Annotated in this window: 22 protein-coding genes; all 22 read left to right on the top strand. The window is 49.0% G+C overall.

The genetic code is table 11. The features are described from left to right. Positions 1-11: 11 nt before the first annotated feature. The 22 genes from fliG (at position 12) to PAEVO_RS13805 (ending at position 19,192) form a co-directional block, all read left to right on the top strand. Positions 12-1,028: a flagellar motor switch protein FliG gene (gene fliG / locus PAEVO_RS13910; protein ID WP_100539452.1), complete on the top strand. Its 1,017-nt coding sequence runs from the start codon at positions 12-14 to the stop codon at positions 1,026-1,028. Then, positions 1,021-1,875, top strand: coding sequence for a FliH/SctL family protein (locus tag PAEVO_RS13905; protein ID WP_100538077.1), 855 nt, complete (start codon positions 1,021-1,023; stop codon positions 1,873-1,875). Before fliG ends, PAEVO_RS13905 begins: the two co-directional genes overlap by 8 nt. Then, positions 1,859-3,178: a flagellar protein export ATPase FliI gene (gene fliI, locus PAEVO_RS13900; RefSeq protein ID WP_100538076.1), complete on the top strand. Its 1,320-nt coding sequence runs from the start codon at positions 1,859-1,861 to the stop codon at positions 3,176-3,178. Before PAEVO_RS13905 ends, fliI begins: the two co-directional genes overlap by 17 nt. A gap of 9 nt (positions 3,179-3,187) precedes the next feature. Beyond that, positions 3,188-3,631 (top strand): flagellar export protein FliJ, encoded by a 444-nt coding sequence (fliJ, locus tag PAEVO_RS13895; protein WP_100538075.1) that lies wholly within the window; start codon positions 3,188-3,190, stop codon positions 3,629-3,631. 39 nt (positions 3,632-3,670) lie between these two features. Beyond that, positions 3,671-4,603 (top strand): MotE family protein, encoded by a 933-nt coding sequence (locus tag PAEVO_RS13890; RefSeq protein ID WP_165789720.1) that lies wholly within the window; start codon positions 3,671-3,673, stop codon positions 4,601-4,603. 47 nt (positions 4,604-4,650) lie between these two features. Continuing rightward, a complete protein-coding gene (locus PAEVO_RS13885; protein WP_100538073.1) occupies positions 4,651-5,994 on the top strand; it encodes a flagellar hook-length control protein FliK in 1,344 nt (447 codons plus the stop codon). A gap of 20 nt (positions 5,995-6,014) precedes the next feature. Beyond that, a complete protein-coding gene (locus tag PAEVO_RS13880; protein ID WP_100538072.1) occupies positions 6,015-6,608 on the top strand; it encodes a flagellar hook capping FlgD N-terminal domain-containing protein in 594 nt (197 codons plus the stop codon). After that, complete coding sequence (locus PAEVO_RS13875) at positions 6,605-6,994, top strand: TIGR02530 family flagellar biosynthesis protein (RefSeq protein ID WP_100538071.1); 390 nt, start codon at positions 6,605-6,607, stop codon at positions 6,992-6,994. Before PAEVO_RS13880 ends, PAEVO_RS13875 begins: the two co-directional genes overlap by 4 nt. 74 nt (positions 6,995-7,068) lie before the next feature. Further along, positions 7,069-7,893: a flagellar hook-basal body complex protein gene (locus PAEVO_RS13870; RefSeq protein ID WP_100538070.1), complete on the top strand. Its 825-nt coding sequence runs from the start codon at positions 7,069-7,071 to the stop codon at positions 7,891-7,893. A 51-nt stretch (positions 7,894-7,944) separates the two neighbouring features. Continuing rightward, positions 7,945-8,169 carry a flagellar FlbD family protein gene (locus tag PAEVO_RS13865; RefSeq protein WP_009594749.1) on the top strand — a complete coding sequence of 75 codons (225 nt, stop codon included), beginning with the start codon at positions 7,945-7,947 and terminating at the stop codon, positions 8,167-8,169. Further along, positions 8,166-8,630 (top strand): flagellar basal body-associated FliL family protein, encoded by a 465-nt coding sequence (locus tag PAEVO_RS13860; protein ID WP_100538069.1) that lies wholly within the window; start codon positions 8,166-8,168, stop codon positions 8,628-8,630. Before PAEVO_RS13865 ends, PAEVO_RS13860 begins: the two co-directional genes overlap by 4 nt. A 35-nt stretch (positions 8,631-8,665) precedes the next feature. Then, positions 8,666-9,664: a flagellar motor switch protein FliM gene (fliM, locus tag PAEVO_RS13855; RefSeq protein WP_100538068.1), complete on the top strand. Its 999-nt coding sequence runs from the start codon at positions 8,666-8,668 to the stop codon at positions 9,662-9,664. Then, positions 9,654-10,913, top strand: a complete 1,260-nt coding sequence (gene fliY / locus PAEVO_RS13850; RefSeq protein WP_100538067.1) for a flagellar motor switch phosphatase FliY — start codon at positions 9,654-9,656, stop codon at positions 10,911-10,913. The genes fliM and fliY overlap by 11 nt, the downstream gene beginning before the upstream one ends. 29 nt (positions 10,914-10,942) lie before the next feature. Continuing rightward, on the top strand, positions 10,943-11,308 hold the full coding sequence (locus PAEVO_RS13845) for a response regulator (RefSeq protein ID WP_006211317.1): 366 nt from the start codon (positions 10,943-10,945) through the stop codon (positions 11,306-11,308). Between the two features lie 11 nt (positions 11,309-11,319). Then, positions 11,320-11,844 (top strand): FliO/MopB family protein, encoded by a 525-nt coding sequence (locus PAEVO_RS13840; RefSeq protein WP_100538066.1) that lies wholly within the window; start codon positions 11,320-11,322, stop codon positions 11,842-11,844. Beyond that, positions 11,841-12,593 (top strand): flagellar type III secretion system pore protein FliP, encoded by a 753-nt coding sequence (fliP, locus tag PAEVO_RS13835; protein ID WP_100538065.1) that lies wholly within the window; start codon positions 11,841-11,843, stop codon positions 12,591-12,593. The genes PAEVO_RS13840 and fliP overlap by 4 nt, the downstream gene beginning before the upstream one ends. 39 nt (positions 12,594-12,632) lie before the next feature. Next, entirely contained in the window at positions 12,633-12,902 is a 270-nt protein-coding gene (fliQ, locus tag PAEVO_RS13830) for a flagellar biosynthesis protein FliQ (RefSeq protein WP_100538064.1), read from the top strand. Positions 12,903-12,913: 11 nt separating this feature from the next. Further along, positions 12,914-13,702, top strand: coding sequence for a flagellar biosynthetic protein FliR (gene fliR / locus PAEVO_RS13825; RefSeq protein ID WP_100538063.1), 789 nt, complete (start codon positions 12,914-12,916; stop codon positions 13,700-13,702). Between the two features lie 20 nt (positions 13,703-13,722). Continuing rightward, a complete protein-coding gene (gene flhB / locus PAEVO_RS13820) occupies positions 13,723-14,811 on the top strand; it encodes a flagellar biosynthesis protein FlhB (RefSeq protein WP_100538062.1) in 1,089 nt (362 codons plus the stop codon). A 24-nt stretch (positions 14,812-14,835) separates the two neighbouring features. Then, positions 14,836-16,869 (top strand): flagellar biosynthesis protein FlhA, encoded by a 2,034-nt coding sequence (flhA, locus tag PAEVO_RS13815; RefSeq protein ID WP_100538061.1) that lies wholly within the window; start codon positions 14,836-14,838, stop codon positions 16,867-16,869. Beyond that, on the top strand, positions 16,866-18,305 hold the full coding sequence (gene flhF / locus PAEVO_RS13810) for a flagellar biosynthesis GTPase FlhF (RefSeq protein WP_100538060.1): 1,440 nt from the start codon (positions 16,866-16,868) through the stop codon (positions 18,303-18,305). Before flhA ends, flhF begins: the two co-directional genes overlap by 4 nt. Continuing rightward, positions 18,302-19,192: a MinD/ParA family protein gene (locus tag PAEVO_RS13805; protein WP_100538059.1), complete on the top strand. Its 891-nt coding sequence runs from the start codon at positions 18,302-18,304 to the stop codon at positions 19,190-19,192. The genes flhF and PAEVO_RS13805 overlap by 4 nt, the downstream gene beginning before the upstream one ends. Positions 19,193-19,219 lie beyond the last annotated feature (27 nt).

The raw sequence follows: 19,219 nt of genomic DNA, 5'->3' as shown, positions 1-19,219 counted from the left end.
AGGTGGAAGCATTGGCTAAGGGAAATAACCAACTGTTAAGCGGACGTCAAAAAGCGGCTATACTGCTCATTACACTTGGCCCGGAAGTGTCTGCTCAAATATTTAAGCATCTTCGAGATGAAGAAATTGAACAATTAACGCTGGAGATTGCGAATGTTCGCAAAGTCGACAGTGATGAGAAAGATAGCATTATTCAGGAATTCCATCAAATTTGTCTGGCTCAGGAATACATCTCCCAAGGCGGTATTAATTACGCCAAAGAGATTTTGGAGAAGGCGCTTGGACAGCAAAAAGCGATGGAAGTGATCAACAGACTGACGGCAACGCTTCAAGTAAGACCGTTTGACTTTGCCCGCAAAGCGGACCCAAGCCAAATTCTGAACTTTATCCAGAACGAAAATGCGCAGACCATTGCACTTGTCTTGTCATATCTTCAATACGAGCAGGCATCCGCGATCCTCTCTTCGCTTCCGCAAGAGAAGCAGGCCGAAGTAGCTCGTAGGGTTGCAGTCATGGACAGTACTTCACCGGAAGTCATTGCCCAGGTGGAGCGCGTGCTGGAACAGAAGCTGTCGGCGACGGTTACCCAGGATTACACCAGTGCGGGTGGCATTGAATCCATCGTGCAAATTCTGAATGGTGTGGACCGCGGAACGGAACGAACGATCCTCGACTCCCTGGAAATCCAGGATCCCGAGCTCGCTGAAGAAATCAAGAAGCGGATGTTCGTATTCGAAGATATCGTCAACGTGGACAACCGTTCGATACAGCGTATTATCCGCGATGTCGAGAACGCCGATTTACAGCTTGCACTCAAGGTGGCAAGCGAAGAGGTACGGGATGTCATTTTCCGCAACATGTCCAAGCGTATGGCGGAAACCTTCCGTGAAGAAATGGAATACATGGGACCGGTGCGGCTGCGTGATGTAGAGGAAGCTCAGACTCGGATTGTAAGCACGATCCGAAGACTCGAAGAAGCGGGCGAGGTCATTATTGCCCGTGGCGGAGGAGATGACATCATTGTCTAACTTGATCAAATCGTCCCACTATAAACCGATGGATGTGTTGAAAGAGTTGGATCTTGCTCGTCGTTACGCTTCACCGACCCAGGAAACGGTAGAGGAATATACTCCGCCGACTGCCGAGCCGGCCGTCGTACAGACGCTGGCTGAAGCTGAACGCTTAAAGCACGAGATGCTGAAGGATGCTCAGGAGTTTGCCGAACGACAAATCCGTGAGGCTTCGGAAGAGGCGGAGCGGCTGTTGACTGAAGCACAGCAGCAGATTGAAGCGTGGTGGACCGAAAGAAGGCTTCAGGACGAGGATTTGTCCGAAACGCTGAAGATGGAAGGATTTAACCAAGGATACGCCGAGGGCTCGGCCAAGGCAGAACTTGAAATGAAGGAACTGATGGAGCAAGCGACATTACAAGCGAGTGAATTGCTTCAGCTGGCCCATCAAGCGAAGGATGATTTGATTCAGGAAGCGGAGCCGTTTTTGGTGGAGCTCAGCTGCAGCATAGCGGAGAAAGTACTGGATCGTCAGCTTACGATTGAACCTGATTTCACGCTGGAGCTGATTCGAAAGAATCTGGCACGCAAACGGGAAAAAGGAGTCATCTCCCTCTGCGTTGCTCCTGAACAATTTGAATTTGTATACGCGGCACGGGAAGAGCTGGGATTATCGATCGATTCCCAGGCCGAACTTCAAATTTTGCCGGATTCCACGGTTAAGGATCACGGCTGCGTGATCCGGTCTTCCTTCGGAAGCGTGGATGCCCGCATCGATACACAGCTATCCGAGATCAAAAAAGAACTCGTGCGGTTCGCTCTTGATGACGAGGAACGGAGAAATCAAGATGAAGAAGCTGAATAGCGCACGGTACTTGGATCATCTGAAACATCTGGACCCCGTTCGCATCAACGGCAAAGTTACACAGGTAATCGGACTGATGGTGGAGTCCGAGGGACCGGATGCGAGCATCGGCGATGTTTGTTATATCTATCCCACGAAGCAGTCCAAGCCGCTCAAGGCGGAAGTCGTGGGTTTCAGAGACAACAAAGTGTTGCTGATGCCTCTTGGCGAGCTTCACTCCATCGGACCCGGCTGTGATGTAGTCGGGACCGGCAAACCGCTGAGCGTTCAGGTAGGTTCGGAACTGCTTGGCAAAGTGCTGGACGGATTGGGGCAACCGCTGGACGGATCTATCATTCCGGCGCGTATGCCGCATTATTCAACCCATAATGTTCCACAGAACCCGCTGAATAGGCCGAGGGTTCAGGAGCCGATCAGCATCGGCGTCCGCGCGATTGACGGATTGCTCTCCATCGGCAAAGGCCAGCGGGTCGGTATATTCGCCGGATCTGGTGTCGGGAAGAGTACCCTGATGGGAATGATCGCCAGAAACACTTCTGCCGACGTCAATGTCATTGCCTTGATCGGGGAACGTGGACGAGAGGTGCTGGACTTCATTGAACGGGACTTGGGTCCCGAAGGGTTAAAGAGGTCCGTCGTGATTGTCGCGACCTCGGATCAACCGGCACTCATCCGTATTAAGGGGGCCTTGATCGCTACAACGATCGCTGAGTATTTCCGGGATCGCGGCCTGAATGTGATGCTGATGATGGATTCCGTTACCCGCTATGCGATGGCGCAGCGAGAAGTAGGGCTTGCCGTAGGAGAACCGCCGGCCATGCGCGGTTATACTCCGTCTGTTTTTGCTAGTCTGCCGAAGCTTCTGGAACGCGCAGGCACAGGGCCAACGGGCTCGATTACAGCTTTTTACACGGTGCTGGTAGACGGTGACGACATGAATGAACCGATCGCGGATGCGGTCAGGGGGATACTCGATGGTCATATCGTTCTAAACCGAAATATCGCAAACAAAGGGCATTTTCCGGCTATCGATGTGCTGGCTAGCATTAGCCGGGTGATGAAAGATATTTCTCCAGAGGAACAAATCGATGCTTCCGAGAACGTAAAGCGACTGATGGCGATATATAAGGACTCGGAGGATTTGATTAATATTGGGGCATATCAACAGGGCTCGAATGCCGATATCGATGAGTCGATTGAATATATCGGGCGAATATGGGATTTTACGAAGCAAAAAGTGAATGAGAAGACAACATTGAATGAGGTTCAGGAACGTTTGATTTCCGAGTTTTCAAGGAGATGACTTTGAAGAATGAAATTTCATTATGCATTCCAGAAAATCGTAGACCTGAAGAGCAACGAGAAAACGCAGGCCGAATGGATGCTGTCAAGTGCCATCGGGAAGCTGCAGGCGGAAGAGAAAAGTCTGAATGAGCTGTATGAGATGCGGGATCAAATGTATCATGCTCAGCAGGAGGCGGCATCGCGGTGCGTGCCGGTCGCTGAGATCCGAAACATTCAGGTATATGCAGAGCACTTGGAAGAATGCATTGAGCGGAAGCGGGATGACATAAGGATCGCTCATGTCAATGTAACGAAAAAACAAAAGGTATTGTCAGACAAGATGCTTGACGAAAAAGTGTGGCTGAAAGCAAGAGACAAATCCCAAGAAAAGTTCCGGCATGAAAGTCTCCTTCGGGAACAAAACGAGCTGGACGAAATGGCGACGGTACGTTTTGCGATCAAAGCCCGATAAGGTTTGCAAACACCGAAGGGTTATGACCGCGAAGGAGGAATGAGAGTGGCACGAAAAGACATGCCGCTTGATAAGGAAGAATCAGGCGGAGGATTTGAACGGATACTGTTGATTTTGGTACCTGCTATATTTACGATCGTTCTGCTCGGGGCGCTCGCCGTATTTTTTAGAGCCGATGTGCGGGATGGACTAATCGATGTAGCCAATAAAATTCCGGTCGTCAAGAACTGGGTCCCGGATCCGGTGCTGACCCCGGAAGAGCAGAAACTCAAAGAAGCGAAGCAGCAGGAAGAAAGCGCGGAAGCAACGATTGTTGAACTCAAGAAGCAGCTTGCGGAACGCGAAGAAACATTAAATGAAGTAACGGAGCAAAAAGCGGCGCAGGAAAACAAGGTGAAAGAGCTGGAAACCCAAATTGATTCGATGCAAAGCACATCGACAAGCGGTGAGGCAGAAGAGGAGGACGCGTATACCAAGCAGATTCGTGAACTGTCCAAGCTCTACGCCGACATGAGTCCAAGCAAAGCCGCACCGATTATGCAAAACCTTACGCTGGAAGAAATGGTGCTGATGCTTAGCCAGATGAAGAGCAGCAACCGGGTTGCCATTTTGCAGAAAATGGATCCGAAAACGGCCGCGGAGGCAACCATGATGCTTAAGGATGCTGAGACTTCTGAAGATATGGCCATTGCGGCTTTGCAATCCAGGCTCAAGAAGAACGAAACGGAAGCGGCGCAGAAGAAGACATCCGACAACCTGGATAAAAACCAGTTGAATCAGACCTTTGCCGGAATGACACCTGCCAACGCTGCCGAGCTGCTGATGCAGACGTATAAGATCAGCCCCGCTAAGACCATGACCATTCTGAATACAGTGGATGATGCTACTCGTTCACGTATTTTAAATGCGATGTCTTCAAAAGATGCGGAGCTGGCAGCAAAGATATTGAATCGCCTGATGGGCTCTAAATAAGCTCTGAAATGAATCTCCATCCTCAGGAAAGGAGGTGAAATAAGACGATGACAATAACGGTACAAAACATGTCTTCATCCGTAAGCACTCCCTCGGGAAGCGGAAAGACAAGCGCGGCGGGTCAAACGACAACCGGTGTTTCCTTTGATGCGACACTGGCATACCAGATGAGCAGCAGCGGGAACAGCGCTTCAACCTCTTCGACGGAAGTCGCTGCCAAGCTGGAGTCCTTGCTAACGCAGTATTCTTCGGAAACCGATGGATCGCTTGAAGGCTTGATGGAATTGCTTCAAGGTTTGCTGCAGGAACTGGACACCATGGACCAGGCATTAATGGAGGATCCATCCCTATTGCAAGAGCTGCAGAACTGGCTGTCGCAAGCGAATCTTATGTTGAGCGGAGCTGCTCCCCAAGCACATGAAAACACGGATGGGAATGCGATGTCTCCATTGGCTTCCAGACCGGAGACCATTCGATTTGCGGTACAGGATACGATCAGCCAGCTAGCGTCGATGCTATCCAAATCGAGTCAGGTGGATCTGAATACCGAAGCTGCAGTCAAACAGCTTGTCCAATCTTTCCATAGTCTGCTTGGTCAAGGAACAGGGACCGGGGAGAGTAAAACAAGCGGCAGTTTTGATAACATCCTAACCCAAAAACAGCCGGATGCCGTTCAGCCTAACGTATCCACGAATACCTCGGGACAGTCGGCTTCATCTCAATCAACGGGTCAAGCAAATGCCAAGTGGTCATCACTGACGACAAGTACCCACGTTGAGGGTACAGCATCCGAGTTCGTGATGAACGAAGGAGATTCGCTGTTGGAGCAAGGAACGGTCACTGCCGGTCAGCTTGCCCTGCGTTCGGGAACGCAAGTTGCAGTAAAACCTGCAGCTCCACCGGTGCCTGTTGAGAATTTCGCAAGCGAAATGACTTCCTTCATTATTAATAAGCTCGAAATCGTGAAACAAACCGGTTTTACGGAAGCGAGAATCTCCTTGAATCCGGAACATCTAGGTCAAGTAGATATCAAACTTACGATGCAGAATGGCCAATTAATCGCCCAGTTCATGACAAGGTCGACGGATGCTAAAGAGCTGATTGACCAGCAAATGGCACAGCTTCGAAGCGCATTGATTGCACAGGGACTGCAGGTCGAGAAAATTGAAGTTACGCAGAGCAGCCAGCCTTCCAATGCGAATCTTTATCAAGACGGCCGTCAGCCTGGATCAGGCCAGCAGCAGTCACAGCATCGCTCAAAGGAGAAGGATAGACCATCCGATGATGCCGTGCTGGCAGCAAATTTGACAGAAGAATTAAACGATTGGATTGCTGAGCATCAAGCCGACGATGAACAGATGCAAGCAGGAACATTTACCGCAAAAGCCTAACAGTGAGGAGGTGAGCTTGGATGGCAACAAATCCGGTATCTACGAATAATATGTGGCCCAATTATGCTAAAGGGAATGTCAGCAGTAAAAGCGGAAACGGCCAGGAGCTTGGAAAAGACCAGTTCTTGAGCATCCTGATTACGCAATTAAGGCATCAGGATCCGCTTCAGCCGATGCAGGACCGGGAGTTTATTGCCCAAATGGCCCAGTTTACTTCCCTGGAGCAGTTGATGAATATCAACACTCAATTAACAGCGATGAGTCAGTCTCTGGGTGCAGCTTCAAGTTTGATCGGTAAACAGATCAGCTGGATGTTCAAGCCGGAGGATGGTTCGGAGTCGGTCATGAAGAGCGGTATCGTAGATTCCATCATGGTTCGTGAAGGCGTCCATTATGCGAAAGTCGGCGACAGTGAAGTATCGCTTGACCAGATTGTGAAAATCGAGAACGCCTTAACCGAGAATGATCCAGAAGCATCGAATCCAGGTCCGACAGATCCTGCAACAAACCATCCGGATCCTTCCGTACCTGAAACAGGTAATCCCGATCCGTCAGAACCTGAAGCCGGAGATTCCGGACAAGGGGGAGAAGAGCCTGGGGGAACAGCGTCATGAATGACCGTATGATGATAGGGCATTTATACCCTGGGAAAATACATCCCGCAGCACTTCATAATGAACGAAAAACAGCACAAGCTCAGACGAATCCACCCGCCGGGACGTTCCAGGAACTTTTGAATGAGAATCTTCTAAAAATCAGCAATCATGCGGCGAAGAGACTTCAGCAGCGCGGCATTGAATTAAAGAGTGATCAGCTTGCGCAGATTCAGAGCGCTGTGGATAAAGCTGCAGCGAAGGGAAGCAAGGAATCACTCATTCTGATGAAGGATATGGCTCTCATTGTGAATATTCCGAATCGGACCGTGGTCACTGCAATGGATGGCAACGCGATGAAGGATAACGTTTTTACGCAAATTGATAGTGCAGTAATTATTTCATGAATCTGGCTGGCCCGTGAGGAAGCCAGGCGGCCGCTGATCGACAGAAGCGGTCCATAACAAAAGGAGGAAAATCGATGTTAAGATCCATGTATTCCGGTATTTCCGGAATGAGAGGTTTCCAAACCAAGCTTGATGTCATTGGTAATAACATTGCCAACGTAAACACGGTTGGGTTTAAAGCGGGAAGAGTGATGTTTAAAGACGTACTAAGTCAAACGATGTCCGGTGTTACGCCGGGAACCGACGATCCATCCGGTGGTGTAAACGCGAAGCAGATCGGTCTTGGTGTATCGATCGGATCGGTCGATACTTTGCATACGCCAGGTAGCGCGATGATAACTAACAATCCGACGGATCTGAGAATTGACGGCGACGGGTTTTTCATGGTGAAGCTTAGCGAGGATCAAGAGATGGCTTTCTTGACCCGCGCAGGTGATTTTCATGTAGACGTAGCGCGAAACCTGGTCACTTCGGATGGTATGCTCGTTCTTGATTCGGCGGGTGAACCAATCCAGTTGGACGATGATGTAACGGCATTTACGATTGCGCAGAATGGCGCCATCATTCAGAAGATGAGTGACGGAACGACAGAAGAGGGAGCCATCATCGGCGTTGCGAAAATTCCGAATCCGGAAGGCCTGGAGAAAATCGGCGGCAATATGTATCGCGTGACGCTTAATGCAGTCCCTGATGGCGACCTGGATGCCGTTATGTTTGAAGCGAACAATGCCGAAGAAGGAACCGGTGCTATCATTTCAGGTCAGCTCGAAATGTCCAACGTTGACCTGACCGGTGAATTTTCGGAAATGATTGTCGCTCAGCGGGGCTTCCAAGCCAACTCCCGGATTATCACGACTTCGGACGAGGTGCTTCAAGAAGTTGTCAATCTGAAACGATAAGGATGGATAGGGAGGGGTAATCCCCTCCCTGATTAAACAAGGAGGCTGTCCATGATATCGGTAACGAGGTTAAATGGTTCGCAGCTGTGGCTTAACGCGCTGTTGATAGAAATGGTTGAGGAGACTCCTGACACCTACATTACATTGATTAATGGAAAACGCATGATTGTGCTTGAAAGTGCAAATGAAATCATCGCTTCCGTTAAGGCGTATCATCACGAGGTAGGCATTCATCAAGCTACCATTAAAGTGCAGCAATTGGAGGAACCTTCATGAAAAAGATGCTCCCCTGGTTAATTACGATCCTGTTATCCATTACGTTGATTGTTCTGGCTATATTCCTATTGTCGGACAAGCTGCTTGGCGATAACGGTAAAAGTCAGGCTTCAGCCAATGCGGCGGCCTTACCCAAGTTGTCTGCCGATGAGATCGTGGCGATGACATCGGAAATCGCCGGGATCAAGACGAATTTAGCCGATCCAAACTATATCGCCCAGATGTCCTTTGCTTTTCAGCTTAGTGATAAAAAAGCTAAGGAAGAATTCGAAAAAATCAAGAATATCAAGATTAAACCGATTATTATCAAGACGTTAGCCGATACGAAGCCCGAATTACTGAATGATTCGAAGGGGCGCGAACAATTTAACGCTAAACTGGTGAATCTGGTTAATAAGTCGTTAACGTCTGGACGTTTAATTCAAATTGAAATGACAGATGTTATCGTCACTGAAATCTAGACTGTTCGTCGGACGACCTGTAAGGGGGTGAGTAGATGGTTGATGTTTTATCGCAGAATGAGATCGATGCCTTATTGGCCGCTCTCTCTTCAGGGGAAATGGATGCTGAAGAACTGAAAAAAGAGGAAACGCAAAAGAAAATTCGTTCTTATGATTTTAAGAGGGCACTCCGGTTTTCCAAGGATCATATTCGGAGCTTGACCCGCATTCACGAGAACTTTGCACGATATTTGACCACTTATTTCTCAGCACAATTACGTACTTTTGTGCAAATCAACGTGGTGCAGGTTGAACAGCTTCCATATGATGAATTTATTCGCTCCATACCCAAAATGACAGTGCTTAATATATTCGAGGCGGAACCGCTTGTCGGACGCATGGTGCTCGAGGTCCATCCGAACATTGCTTACGCGATGCTGGACCGTTTGCTGGGAGGAACGGGCATTGCTCCTTCTTCAATCAGCTCGATGACCGAAATCGAGACGATCATCATGGAACGCATTTTCAGCCGGGCATTCGATAGTCTGCAGGAAGCATGGAAAACGGTGCTCGACATATCGCCGCGCCTTGAAGCATTGGAGACGAATCCGCAATTTATGCAGATCGTTTCTCCAAACGAAACCATTGCGCTAATTTCCCTTAGCACCAAAATCGGCGATACCACGGGGATGATTAATCTGTGTATCCCGCATGTGGTGCTGGAACCGATCATGTCCAAGCTATCCGCGCATCAATGGTTTATCTCGGAGAAAAAAGCGAGTGTTCCAGAGGAAGTAGATGCTCTTAAGCAGCGTGTAAGTAAAGCCAAACTTCCGATTGTTGCCGAGCTTGGCGTTTCCCAGCTTACCGTGTCCGAATTTTTAGGACTGAGTGTCGGTGACGTCATCTCATTAAACAAGCCGATGCATGATGGACTCTCCATTAAGGTTGGGGACAGATTAAAGTTTATTGGCAGTCCCGGAACGATAAAAGACCGGGTTGCTGTACAAATCGATGAAATTGTCATCGAAGGAGCTGAAGAATTTGACGAGTAAAGACTATTTATCCCAGGAAGAAATCGACGCTTTGTTAAAACAGTCGGAAATGGCATCACCAGCATCAATTCCTTCGGCGGCGACTGTCGATGATGTATTAACACCTCTAGAGCAGGATGCGCTTGGAGAGATTGGTAACATTACCTTTGGCAGTGCTGCAACCGCTCTGTCTACCTTGCTGGGCAAAAAAGTGGATATCACGACACCGAAAGTGTCGATCATTAAGCGAAGCGAGTTTGAGGAAGAATTTCCGAAGCCGCATGTAGCGGTACATGTTACTTATGTGGATGGATTTGAAGGAATCAACTCTCTAGTTATTAAAACACGTGATGCTCAGGTCATTGCCGATCTGATGTTAGGCGGGGAAGGCAACCCCGTGGAAGAGGAACTAAACGAGATTCATATCAGTGCCGTTCAGGAAGCGATGAACCAGATGATGGGTTCTTCGGCAACGAGCATGTCGACGATTTTTAACCGATTTGTCAATATCTCGCCGCCAGGCATTGACATTCTGAACATGGCGAATGGTGAAGGGGTCAACAACCTTCCGCAGGATGAAACACTGATTAAGATTTCATTCCGGTTAATTATCGGTGACCTTATTGATTCAACCATTATGCAGCTGCTTCCCGTTCATTTTTCCAAGGATATGGTTCACATGCTGATCAACGGAACGGAAGAGCCGCAGCCCGCGAAGCAGGAAGCCGCCCCGGCAGTGGAAGCACCTGTTAATACACAGGAACCGGCTCAAGCACCGGCTAACCCTGTTAATAGCAATGATATGGGCCAAGGATACGACTACGGACAAGGCTACAACCAGCCAGTGCAAGGACAGGGAGGACCGATCCCGCAATCCATGCCATATGGACAGCCGCAGATGCCTTACCAAGCGCAGCCGCAACAGTATGGCGGCATGCCGAATCGTAATGTGAATGTACAGCCCGTACAGTTCGCGAATCTGCAATCGGCGCCTTACACCCAGGTGGATGAAAACAATCTGAACTTACTGATGGACATTCCCCTTAAAGTCACCGTAGAATTAGGGAGGACTCAAAAGCAAATTAAGGATATCCTGGAAATGTCGCAAGGTTCGATCATCGAGCTGGACAAGCTGGCCGGCGAGCCTGTAGACATCCTTGTCAACCATAAACTGATCGCCAAAGGCGAGGTCGTTGTCATCGATGAGAACTTTGGTGTACGCGTGACGGATATCGTAAGCCAATGGGACCGGATTCAAAAATTACAATAGCACAAACATTTTAGGGAGGATTTTTATCAATGGCTAACCGAATTCTGATTGTGGACGATGCTGCATTTATGAGAATGATGATCCGTGACATATTGGTCAAGAACGGATTCGAGGTTGTGGGAGAGGCACAGGACGGTGCGCAAGCAATCGAGAAATTTAAAGAACTTCGTCCAGATCTGATTACGATGGATATTACGATGCCGGAAATGGATGGTATCGCTGCGCTGAAAGAGATTAAAAAAGTCGACGCAAACGCAAAAGTGATTATGTGCTCTGCCATGGGCCAGCAAGCGATGGTGATTGATGCGATCCAGGCTGGAGCCAAGGACTTTATCGTTAAACCGTTCCAATCGGACAGAGTCATTGAAGCCATCAATAAGACGCTTGGCGTATAAGGATTCTTCTTATGATGATGGCAGCTTCTGATGGATTAGGCTCAAGTAGTACTACCGGGTATTATTTACAGTTGTTTTATGTCTTTATCGTACTTGCCATCATCGTTGCGTTGATCGTGTTCCTGATTCGCTTTCTCAGCAGAAAGAATCAGAGCTGGATGCAGGGCCGCTCCATTCGTACTTTGGGTGCGGTTGGGATGGGCCCTAACAAATCCCTTCAGCTCGTCGAAATTGGGGGCAGTATCTATGTGATCGGAGTTGGCGAAGACGTCCGGTTGGTGGACAAAATTTCTGATCCAGCTGAAGTTGCGCTTATCCAAGCTGCATTTGAACAGGATTCTGGAATACATAATGGGGCACTGCCGCCTTTTGTAACGAAACTGGCGGCAAAACTCCGTAAAGGTAAACCACCGGAAGAAATGGAATTGGACGATACATCTTCTTTCCATGAAGTGTTCGAATCCAAGCTGCGCAGCGTACCGAACCGGAAAGAAAAGGTCGAAGAATTGCTGCGGGAGGATCATAAAGATTCATGAATAAAAAGATCTCGTACGCTATCGCGATTTTCATATTGTTTGGATTTCTGTTTTCCCATACGGCATTTGCGGATCCGATTCCAAACATCGATATTCAAATCGGCAATGAGGGAGACACACCGGGGACAAGCTCCTTGTCCTTGATACTCCTGATCACCATTCTTAGCATTGCACCGGCGATCCTAGTGCTGATGACGAGTTTTACAAGGATTGTTATCGTGCTTGGCTTTGTCCGTACTTCGCTAGGCACACAGCAAACACCGCCAAACCAAGTGTTGATCGGCCTGGCTCTGTTCCTTACCTTATTCGTAATGGCTCCAACGTTGTCGTCGATAAATGATGTAGCGCTGCAGCCCTATCTTAAAGGTGAGATTACCCAAGCGGAAGCGCTGGATAAGGCTCAAGATCCAATGAAGAAGTTCATGTTCGCGCACACGCGGGAAAAGGATCTATTGTTGTTCATGAATTACACAGGCGCAGAGAAGCCCGAATCTTACGAGGATATTCCATTAACGGTTTTGGTTCCGGCATTTGCCATTAGTGAGCTGAAGACGGGCTTCCAAATGGGCTTTATGATATTCATTCCGTTTCTGGTCATCGATATCGTGGTCGCCAGCGTGCTGATGGCCATGGGTATGATGATGCTGCCGCCGGTCATGATCTCGCTGCCATTCAAGATTTTGCTCTTCGTTTTGGTAGACGGCTGGTATCTGGTCGTGAAATCCATGCTGATGAGCTTTAACACGTAGCAATAAGCGGCAAGTAATTCGAATACAGGGGGACTCGCCGTGAGCGCTGAATTTATTATCGGTCTGGCAGGACAAGCGGTTTATATTGTGCTCCAGGTGAGCGCACCGATGCTGGTTCTCGCACTGGTTGTCGGACTTATCATCAGTATTTTTCAAGCGACAACACAAATCCAGGAACAGACACTGGCTTTCGTACCAAAAATCATTATCGTTCTTATAGCATTATTGCTGTTTGGTCCTTGGATATTAACGACGTTAGTGGATTTTACCCACGGCATTTTGGACAATCTCTACAAATATATCGGATAGGCTGAGTGTCCATGGAATGGTTGCAGCAAAGTTTACCTGTTTTCATGCTTATTTTTTGTCGAATAACAGCTTTTTTTGTAATATCGCCAGTGTTTACTTCACGCGGTATACCTCCTTCTTACAAAATTGGCCTTTCGGCCATCATCGCCCTGATCGTATATTTTTCGTTCGGGCTCGGAGAAACGGTTCCGCAAGATCTGTCTTACGTCATATTAATTGTCCAGGAAGTATTGGTGGGGCTGCTGCTTGGTTTCACTGCTTATCTTATTATGGCCGTCGTCCAAACGGCAGGAGCGTTAATTGACATTCAGATCGGGTTCAGCATGGCAAATGTTATCGATCCTTTTACAGGGGCTTCCTCCCCATTAATCGGCAACTTCAAGTATTATCTCGCTCTACTGGTATTCCTGAGCATGAATGGTCACCATTATCTGTTCGATGCGATTATGTACAGCTATGACTGGATCCCGATAACGGGAGATGTGTTTGGGAAGATCCATAACGGCAATGTGACGGATTTCCTCGTCCGGACCTTCTCGCACTCATTTGTACTGGCACTTCAAATGGCGGCCCCGCTGGTAGCAGCCTTGTTCCTGACGGATGTCGGGCTTGGCTTTCTGGCAAGGACGGCACCGCAGTTCAATGTGTTTGTGATCGGGATTATCCTCAAAATCATCGTTGGACTCGTACTGCTGATGCTGCTCATGCCGATGCTGGTGTCACTATTTGATCATCTGTTTGCCAAAATGTTTGAAGCGCTCCGGCAGCTGCTCGGCGTTATTGGCGACGGGCCGACTTAAGGAGGATGGAGGTGAAGCGGATGTCATACCGGTATCCGGTCGACTTACAGCTGTTCGCTGGCGAAAAGACGGAGAAAGCCACGCCGAAGAAACGCCAGGATACACGTAAGAAAGGCCAAGTTGCCAAAAGTATGGAGGTATCGGGTGCATCGGTTTTGCTGGCCGCATTCTTTTGCTTGTTGATTTTCGGCGGTTATATGAGAGACCGCACCGTTCGACTGTTTACCGACGTTTATATTAATCGGCTCTCCATGGACGTAACGAAAGACAATGTGATGCAGTTATTCGGGGAGTACGGTATTCAAATCCTGCTTCTGCTGGCTCCATTGTTTATCTCGGTGTTCGTTGTTGCGCTGGTCGCTAATTATTTACAGGTCGGGTTTATGCTGACGGGCGAAACTTTGAAAATGAAATTCAGTAAAATCGATCCTATCAAAGGGTTCAAAAACATATTTTCGATGCGCTCCTTGGTCGAGTTTTTGAAATCGGTCATTAAACTGACCATCATCGGTTACCTCGTGTACACCACCTTATGGGCTGCCAGGGAAGGATTATCGTCCTTGTCGACGATGGGGCCCGATACCATTTTTCATTTTGTGGCCGATATCACCATGTCACTGGGTTTCAAGATTGCCATCGGGCTGATCATTCTGGCCGTTTTGGATTACATGTATCAGAAATATGATTACGAAAAAAACATTCGAATGTCCAAACAGGACATCAAAGACGAGTACAAGAAGATGGAGGGCGATCCGCTGATCAAAGGAAAGATCAGGGAACGCCAGCGTCGGATGGCACTTCAGCGGATGATGCAGGAAGTCCCGAATGCCGACGTTATCATCACGAACCCGACCCACTTTGCAGTGGCGATCAAATATGACGGGTCCATGATGGAAGCACCGCAGATCATTGCGAAGGGCCAGGACTTCATGGCCTTGCGGATTAAAGAAATAGCGAAGGAACACGGAATTATAACGATGGAAAACAAGCCGCTGGCACGCGCTTTGTACCAACGGTCGGAAATCGGGGATTCGATTCCGGGAGACCTGTTCCAGGCCGTAGCGGAAGTGCTGGCCTATGTATATAAACTAAAAGGTAAAGTGAAATAATTAGGGACCGGAGGCGTCAGTGCAGTGAAAATAAAAGATCTATCTGTCCTTGCGGGTGTCATTGGCATCGTACTCATGATGATTCTTCCGATCCCGGTATGGCTGCTCGATGTACTCCTGATTATCAATATCTCGCTGGCGCTTATTATTTTGCTGGTGGCCATGAATACGAAGGAAGCCTTGGACTTCTCCATCTTCCCTTCCTTACTGCTCATCACGACACTGTTTCGTGTAGCGCTTAACATTTCGACAACGAAGCTGATCCTGTCGGAAGCTAATGCGGGTGAGGTTGTAGCCACGTTCGGTAAATGGATAGCGAATGGCGAAATTGCGGTTGGATTCATCGTCTTTTTGATCCTCGTTGTCGTACAGTTCATCGTCATTACCAAAGGCTCGGAGCGGGTTGCCGAGGTTGCGGCAAGATTTACGCTCGATGCGATGCCTGGTAAACAGATGAGTATCGATGCGGATCTGAACGCAGGTTTGATCAATGAGCAGCAAGCCAGGGAGCGCAGAAGAAAAATCGAGCGGGAAGCCGACTTTTACGGGGCTATGGATGGTGCAAGTAAATTCGTTAAGGGTGATGCCATCGCCACGATTGTCATCATGCTGATCAACCTGATCGGCGGATTTATCATCGGGATCTCGATTCATGGAATGTCATTTGGAGACGCGATGAGCACATATTCCATCCTGACAATCGGGGACGGATTGGTCAGTCAGATTCCGGCGCTTCTAATTTCCACTGCAGCGGGGCTGATTGTTACAAGAGCTTCTTCGGAAGGGAACCTGGCGGAGGATCTGACAGGGCAGCTCTTCTCATACCCTCATCTATTGTACATTGTTTCAGGTACCGTTCTGTTGCTAGGGATTTTCACACCCATTCATCTGATTACGACCGCACCGATTGCACTCGTTTTATTTATTGCGGCGAGGAGGATGCAGAACAATCTGGACCGCAAGCAGGTCGAGGTGGAGCAGCTGGAGGAGGAACAGCAAATCGAAGAGGTTCGAAGTCCGGAAAGCGTGATCAACCTGCTGCAGGTTGACCCGATCGAATTCGAATTCGGGTATGGGTTGATTCCGCTCGCAGATGCGCAGCAGGGTGGAGACTTATTGGACCGGATCATTATGATTCGTAGACAATGCGCACTTGAGCTGGGACTCGTCGTACCGGTTATCCGAATTCGCGACAATATTCAACTAAAACCGAACGAATATGTCATAAAAATAAAAGGGAATGCTGTCGGCGGCGGTGAATTATTATTAAATCACTATCTTGCCATGAGCCCTGGGTACGAGGATGATTCCGTAACGGGGATCGAAACGACCGAACCGGCTTTTGGGCTACCTGCTCTTTGGATAGATGAAGCCATGAAAGAGCGAGCGGATCTTGCGGGCTATACCGTTGTCGATCCACCGTCCGTTGTGGCTACCCATTTGACCGAGTTAATTAAGAGACATGCCCATGAGCTGATTGGACGCCAGGAGACCAAGGCATTGGTTGACAACATTAGAGAAAGCTATCCGGTCCTTGTGGATGAGCTCATTCCTTCCGTGCTGACCATTGGAGAAGTGCAGAAGGTATTGGCTAAGCTTCTCCGCGAAAAAATCTCGATCCGGGACATGGTCACGATTCTTGAGACGCTTGCGGACTATGGACATTACTCGAAAGATCCCGATGTCCTTACCGAATATGTAAGACAAGCCCTCTCGCGCCAGATTACCCAGCAATATGCTCAAGAGGGAGAGGCCATGCGGGTCATCACGGTTGGACCACAGCTGGAGAAGAAGATCGCCGAAAGCGTCCAGCAGAGCGACCAAGGAAGCTATCTTGCCATGGACCCGGCATCGACACAGAGTGTGTTTCAGAAGCTCAGTGAACAGGTTAACCGGATCATTCAGATGGGACAGCAGCCTGTTCTGCTTACCTCACCGGCCATAAGAATGTATTTAAGGCAGGTCATTGAACGAAGCATGCAGGATATTCCGGTGTTGTCCTATAGTGAGCTGGAGCCGAACGTCGAAATTCAAAGTGTCGGAGTGGTGAACTTATGAGAGTGAAGAGGTATATCGTCGACACGATGCCTGAGGCGATGCAGCACATTCGGACCGATTTGGGTGCGGATGCCGTCATACTGAGTACGAAGGAAACCAAGGTAGGCGGATTCCTAGGTATGTTTACCAGTAAGAAGATCGAGGTGATCGCGGCAGTAGAACAAGCGGAGAAATCCAAAGGTTCTGCTCCGATAAAGTCCAAAGTTACGCCTTCTGTACCTTCTGGTGCCGTACCCAAGGCATATCAACGAACAGCAGAAATTTCGAAGCCAGGTTCACAGACTTCCACGAGTTCTGTGAATAACACGGATACAGCTTCCGGCGTACAGCATGAGGACGACTATAGTCGTTTTGCAGAGATTCTCAGCCAGGTTGCAGCTTCCGAGGAGACGGTTGACAGGAAAAAGGACGAATTGGACCACGCGCAACAGCCTGCTGCAGCTGCAAAAGCAGCGATGCGAAGCGATCAAACGGAAACAGCAGTGTCTGTTGAATCTGTTAAGTCATCCCGTGGGAGACAGGAGGAGCCTTTAAGTTTCCGTCTGGGAATTAGCGAATCCGAACAAAGAGTCCTTGAAGAGCTTAAGGAAATGAAGGAATGGATTGCGCGATTATCCAGGCAAAATCTTGAAGCGCAGCATCTTCCCGAGCCGCTGCAAAGCATTCGGGATCAGCTGCTCAAGCAGGATCTTTCGGCCAAGCTGACGGAAGAGTGGCTCACAGCCGCGGAGGAAGCCTGGAAAGCTAATCATATGCAGATGAGCGAGGCCGAGCTCCAGAACGTGATTTACAAGCAAGCCGAGGCGTTCCTTGAGGGTCGTATAGGCGGCGGAGTTCAGCCCGAGACGCGGATTGTGTATATCGCCGGACCGACAGGGGTCGGCAAGACAACCACGATCGCGAAGATCGCTGCAGAGCAGCTGTTCCGTAACCAACGCAAGGTAGGTCTGATCACTTCCGATACGTATCGGATATCTGCCGTTGAACAGCTGCGTACCTACGCATCCATTCTCAATGTGCCGATGGAAGTCGTGCAATCGCCTGGTGATATGCAGCGGGCCCTTCAGAAGCTGCAGGATTGTGATTTGGTGTTAATGGATACAGCGGGTCGGAACTACCGGAATGAGCTGCTCGTTTCCGAGCTTCAAAGTTTGTTCTCCCATTCCGATCAAAGCGAAACCTATCTGGTGCTCAGCCTGACTTCCAAGAGCAGCGATATGATCGAAATCGCGGATCATTTCAGCAAATACGAACTCGATAAGGTCATTTTCACGAAGATGGATGAAACCGGAAGCTACGGCTCCTTGTTTAATCTGATTGATGCCCATAACCTTCGCTTGTCCTATATGACCAATGGTCAAAATGTGCCGGATGATCTGTTGATGGCCGACAGTGAGCGGTTATGCCATCTGCTGCTGGGAGAGATTCGTACATGACGGATCAAGCTCATTCGCTTCGCCAGCTGGTTTATTCCCAGCAGTCAGGGAACAGCGGTATGGCAACATCTCCAAGAACTGCCAAGATTATAACGGTCAGCAGCGGAAAAGGCGGGGTTGGCAAATCCAATTTCACACTGAATTTTGCGCTGACTTTGCAGTCGATGGGCAAAAAGGTATTGGTGTTTGATGCCGACATCGGGATGGCAAACATTGACGTTCTTATGGGCGTAAGCTCCCGGTACAGCCTATATCATCTCATTCGCCGGGAGAAGAGCATTGAAGAAGTGATTCAGTACGGGCCGGACAGGCTTCCCTACATTGCTGGAGGTTCCGGTTTGGCGGACATGATGTCCCTATCGGAAGACGAGATGGATTATTTTATATCCCAGATTGAGCGTATTGCTTCCGAGATGGACTATATCATCTTTGATACAGGAGCCGGCTTATCCAAGGAAAATATGAAATTCATTACGTCCGCTGATCAATGCCTTGTCGTCACGACGCCGGAACCGACATCCATTACGGATGCCTATGCCTTAATCAAGGTGGTGCACGGCACGGAATGCCAGGTTCCGTTCAGCCTGATTGTCAATCGTGCGGGTGATGAACAGGAGGCTCGGGAAGCTGCTAACAAAATCATTTTGACGGCCCAGCGTTTTCTGGATATCGACATCAAGCTGCTCGGTTCGATTGCCGATGATACACATGTTGTCCAGGCGGTTAAGCGGCAGGTCCCGTTCACAGCAGCTTATCCGCGATGTAACGCTTCTAGTGATATCAGACGGATCGCGCTCCGCTACATGACCGTTCCTGCTGCCACGGAGCCGGAAGCTCCGAAGGGAATCAAAGGATTTATGCATCGGTGGCTCAAACGTACGAAATGATTCTTTGCTTGGATTAATGGAAACTGA

The sequence above is a fragment of the Paenibacillus sp. GM2FR genome (genome assembly GCF_002803325.1).
GTDB lineage: Bacteria > Bacillota > Bacilli > Paenibacillales > Paenibacillaceae > Paenibacillus_AQ > Paenibacillus_AQ lautus.
Note: the sequence above shows the minus strand (reverse complement) of the source record. Positions and strands in the feature narration are given on the sequence as shown.

Excerpts from the sequence above, each read along its gene's own strand:
- fliI (WP_100538076.1), top strand. The coding sequence starts at position 1,859 with ATGAAGAAGCTGAATAGCGCACGGTACTTGGATCATCTGAAACATCTG.
- fliJ (WP_100538075.1), top strand. The coding sequence starts at position 3,188 with ATGAAATTTCATTATGCATTCCAGAAAATCGTAGACCTGAAGAGCAAC.
- PAEVO_RS13890 (WP_165789720.1), top strand. The coding sequence starts at position 3,671 with ATGAGAGTGGCACGAAAAGACATGCCGCTTGATAAGGAAGAATCAGGC.
- PAEVO_RS13885 (WP_100538073.1), top strand. The coding sequence starts at position 4,651 with ATGACAATAACGGTACAAAACATGTCTTCATCCGTAAGCACTCCCTCG.
- PAEVO_RS13880 (WP_100538072.1), top strand. The coding sequence starts at position 6,015 with ATGGCAACAAATCCGGTATCTACGAATAATATGTGGCCCAATTATGCT.
- PAEVO_RS13875 (WP_100538071.1), top strand. The coding sequence starts at position 6,605 with ATGAATGACCGTATGATGATAGGGCATTTATACCCTGGGAAAATACAT.
- PAEVO_RS13870 (WP_100538070.1), top strand. The coding sequence starts at position 7,069 with ATGTTAAGATCCATGTATTCCGGTATTTCCGGAATGAGAGGTTTCCAA.
- PAEVO_RS13865 (WP_009594749.1), top strand. The coding sequence starts at position 7,945 with ATGATATCGGTAACGAGGTTAAATGGTTCGCAGCTGTGGCTTAACGCG.
- PAEVO_RS13860 (WP_100538069.1), top strand. The coding sequence starts at position 8,166 with ATGAAAAAGATGCTCCCCTGGTTAATTACGATCCTGTTATCCATTACG.
- fliM (WP_100538068.1), top strand. The coding sequence starts at position 8,666 with ATGGTTGATGTTTTATCGCAGAATGAGATCGATGCCTTATTGGCCGCT.
- PAEVO_RS13845 (WP_006211317.1), top strand. The coding sequence starts at position 10,943 with ATGGCTAACCGAATTCTGATTGTGGACGATGCTGCATTTATGAGAATG.
- PAEVO_RS13840 (WP_100538066.1), top strand. The coding sequence starts at position 11,320 with ATGATGATGGCAGCTTCTGATGGATTAGGCTCAAGTAGTACTACCGGG.
- fliP (WP_100538065.1), top strand. The coding sequence starts at position 11,841 with ATGAATAAAAAGATCTCGTACGCTATCGCGATTTTCATATTGTTTGGA.
- fliR (WP_100538063.1), top strand. The coding sequence starts at position 12,914 with ATGGAATGGTTGCAGCAAAGTTTACCTGTTTTCATGCTTATTTTTTGT.
- flhB (WP_100538062.1), top strand. The coding sequence starts at position 13,723 with ATGTCATACCGGTATCCGGTCGACTTACAGCTGTTCGCTGGCGAAAAG.
- flhF (WP_100538060.1), top strand. The coding sequence starts at position 16,866 with ATGAGAGTGAAGAGGTATATCGTCGACACGATGCCTGAGGCGATGCAG.
- PAEVO_RS13805 (WP_100538059.1), top strand. The coding sequence starts at position 18,302 with ATGACGGATCAAGCTCATTCGCTTCGCCAGCTGGTTTATTCCCAGCAG.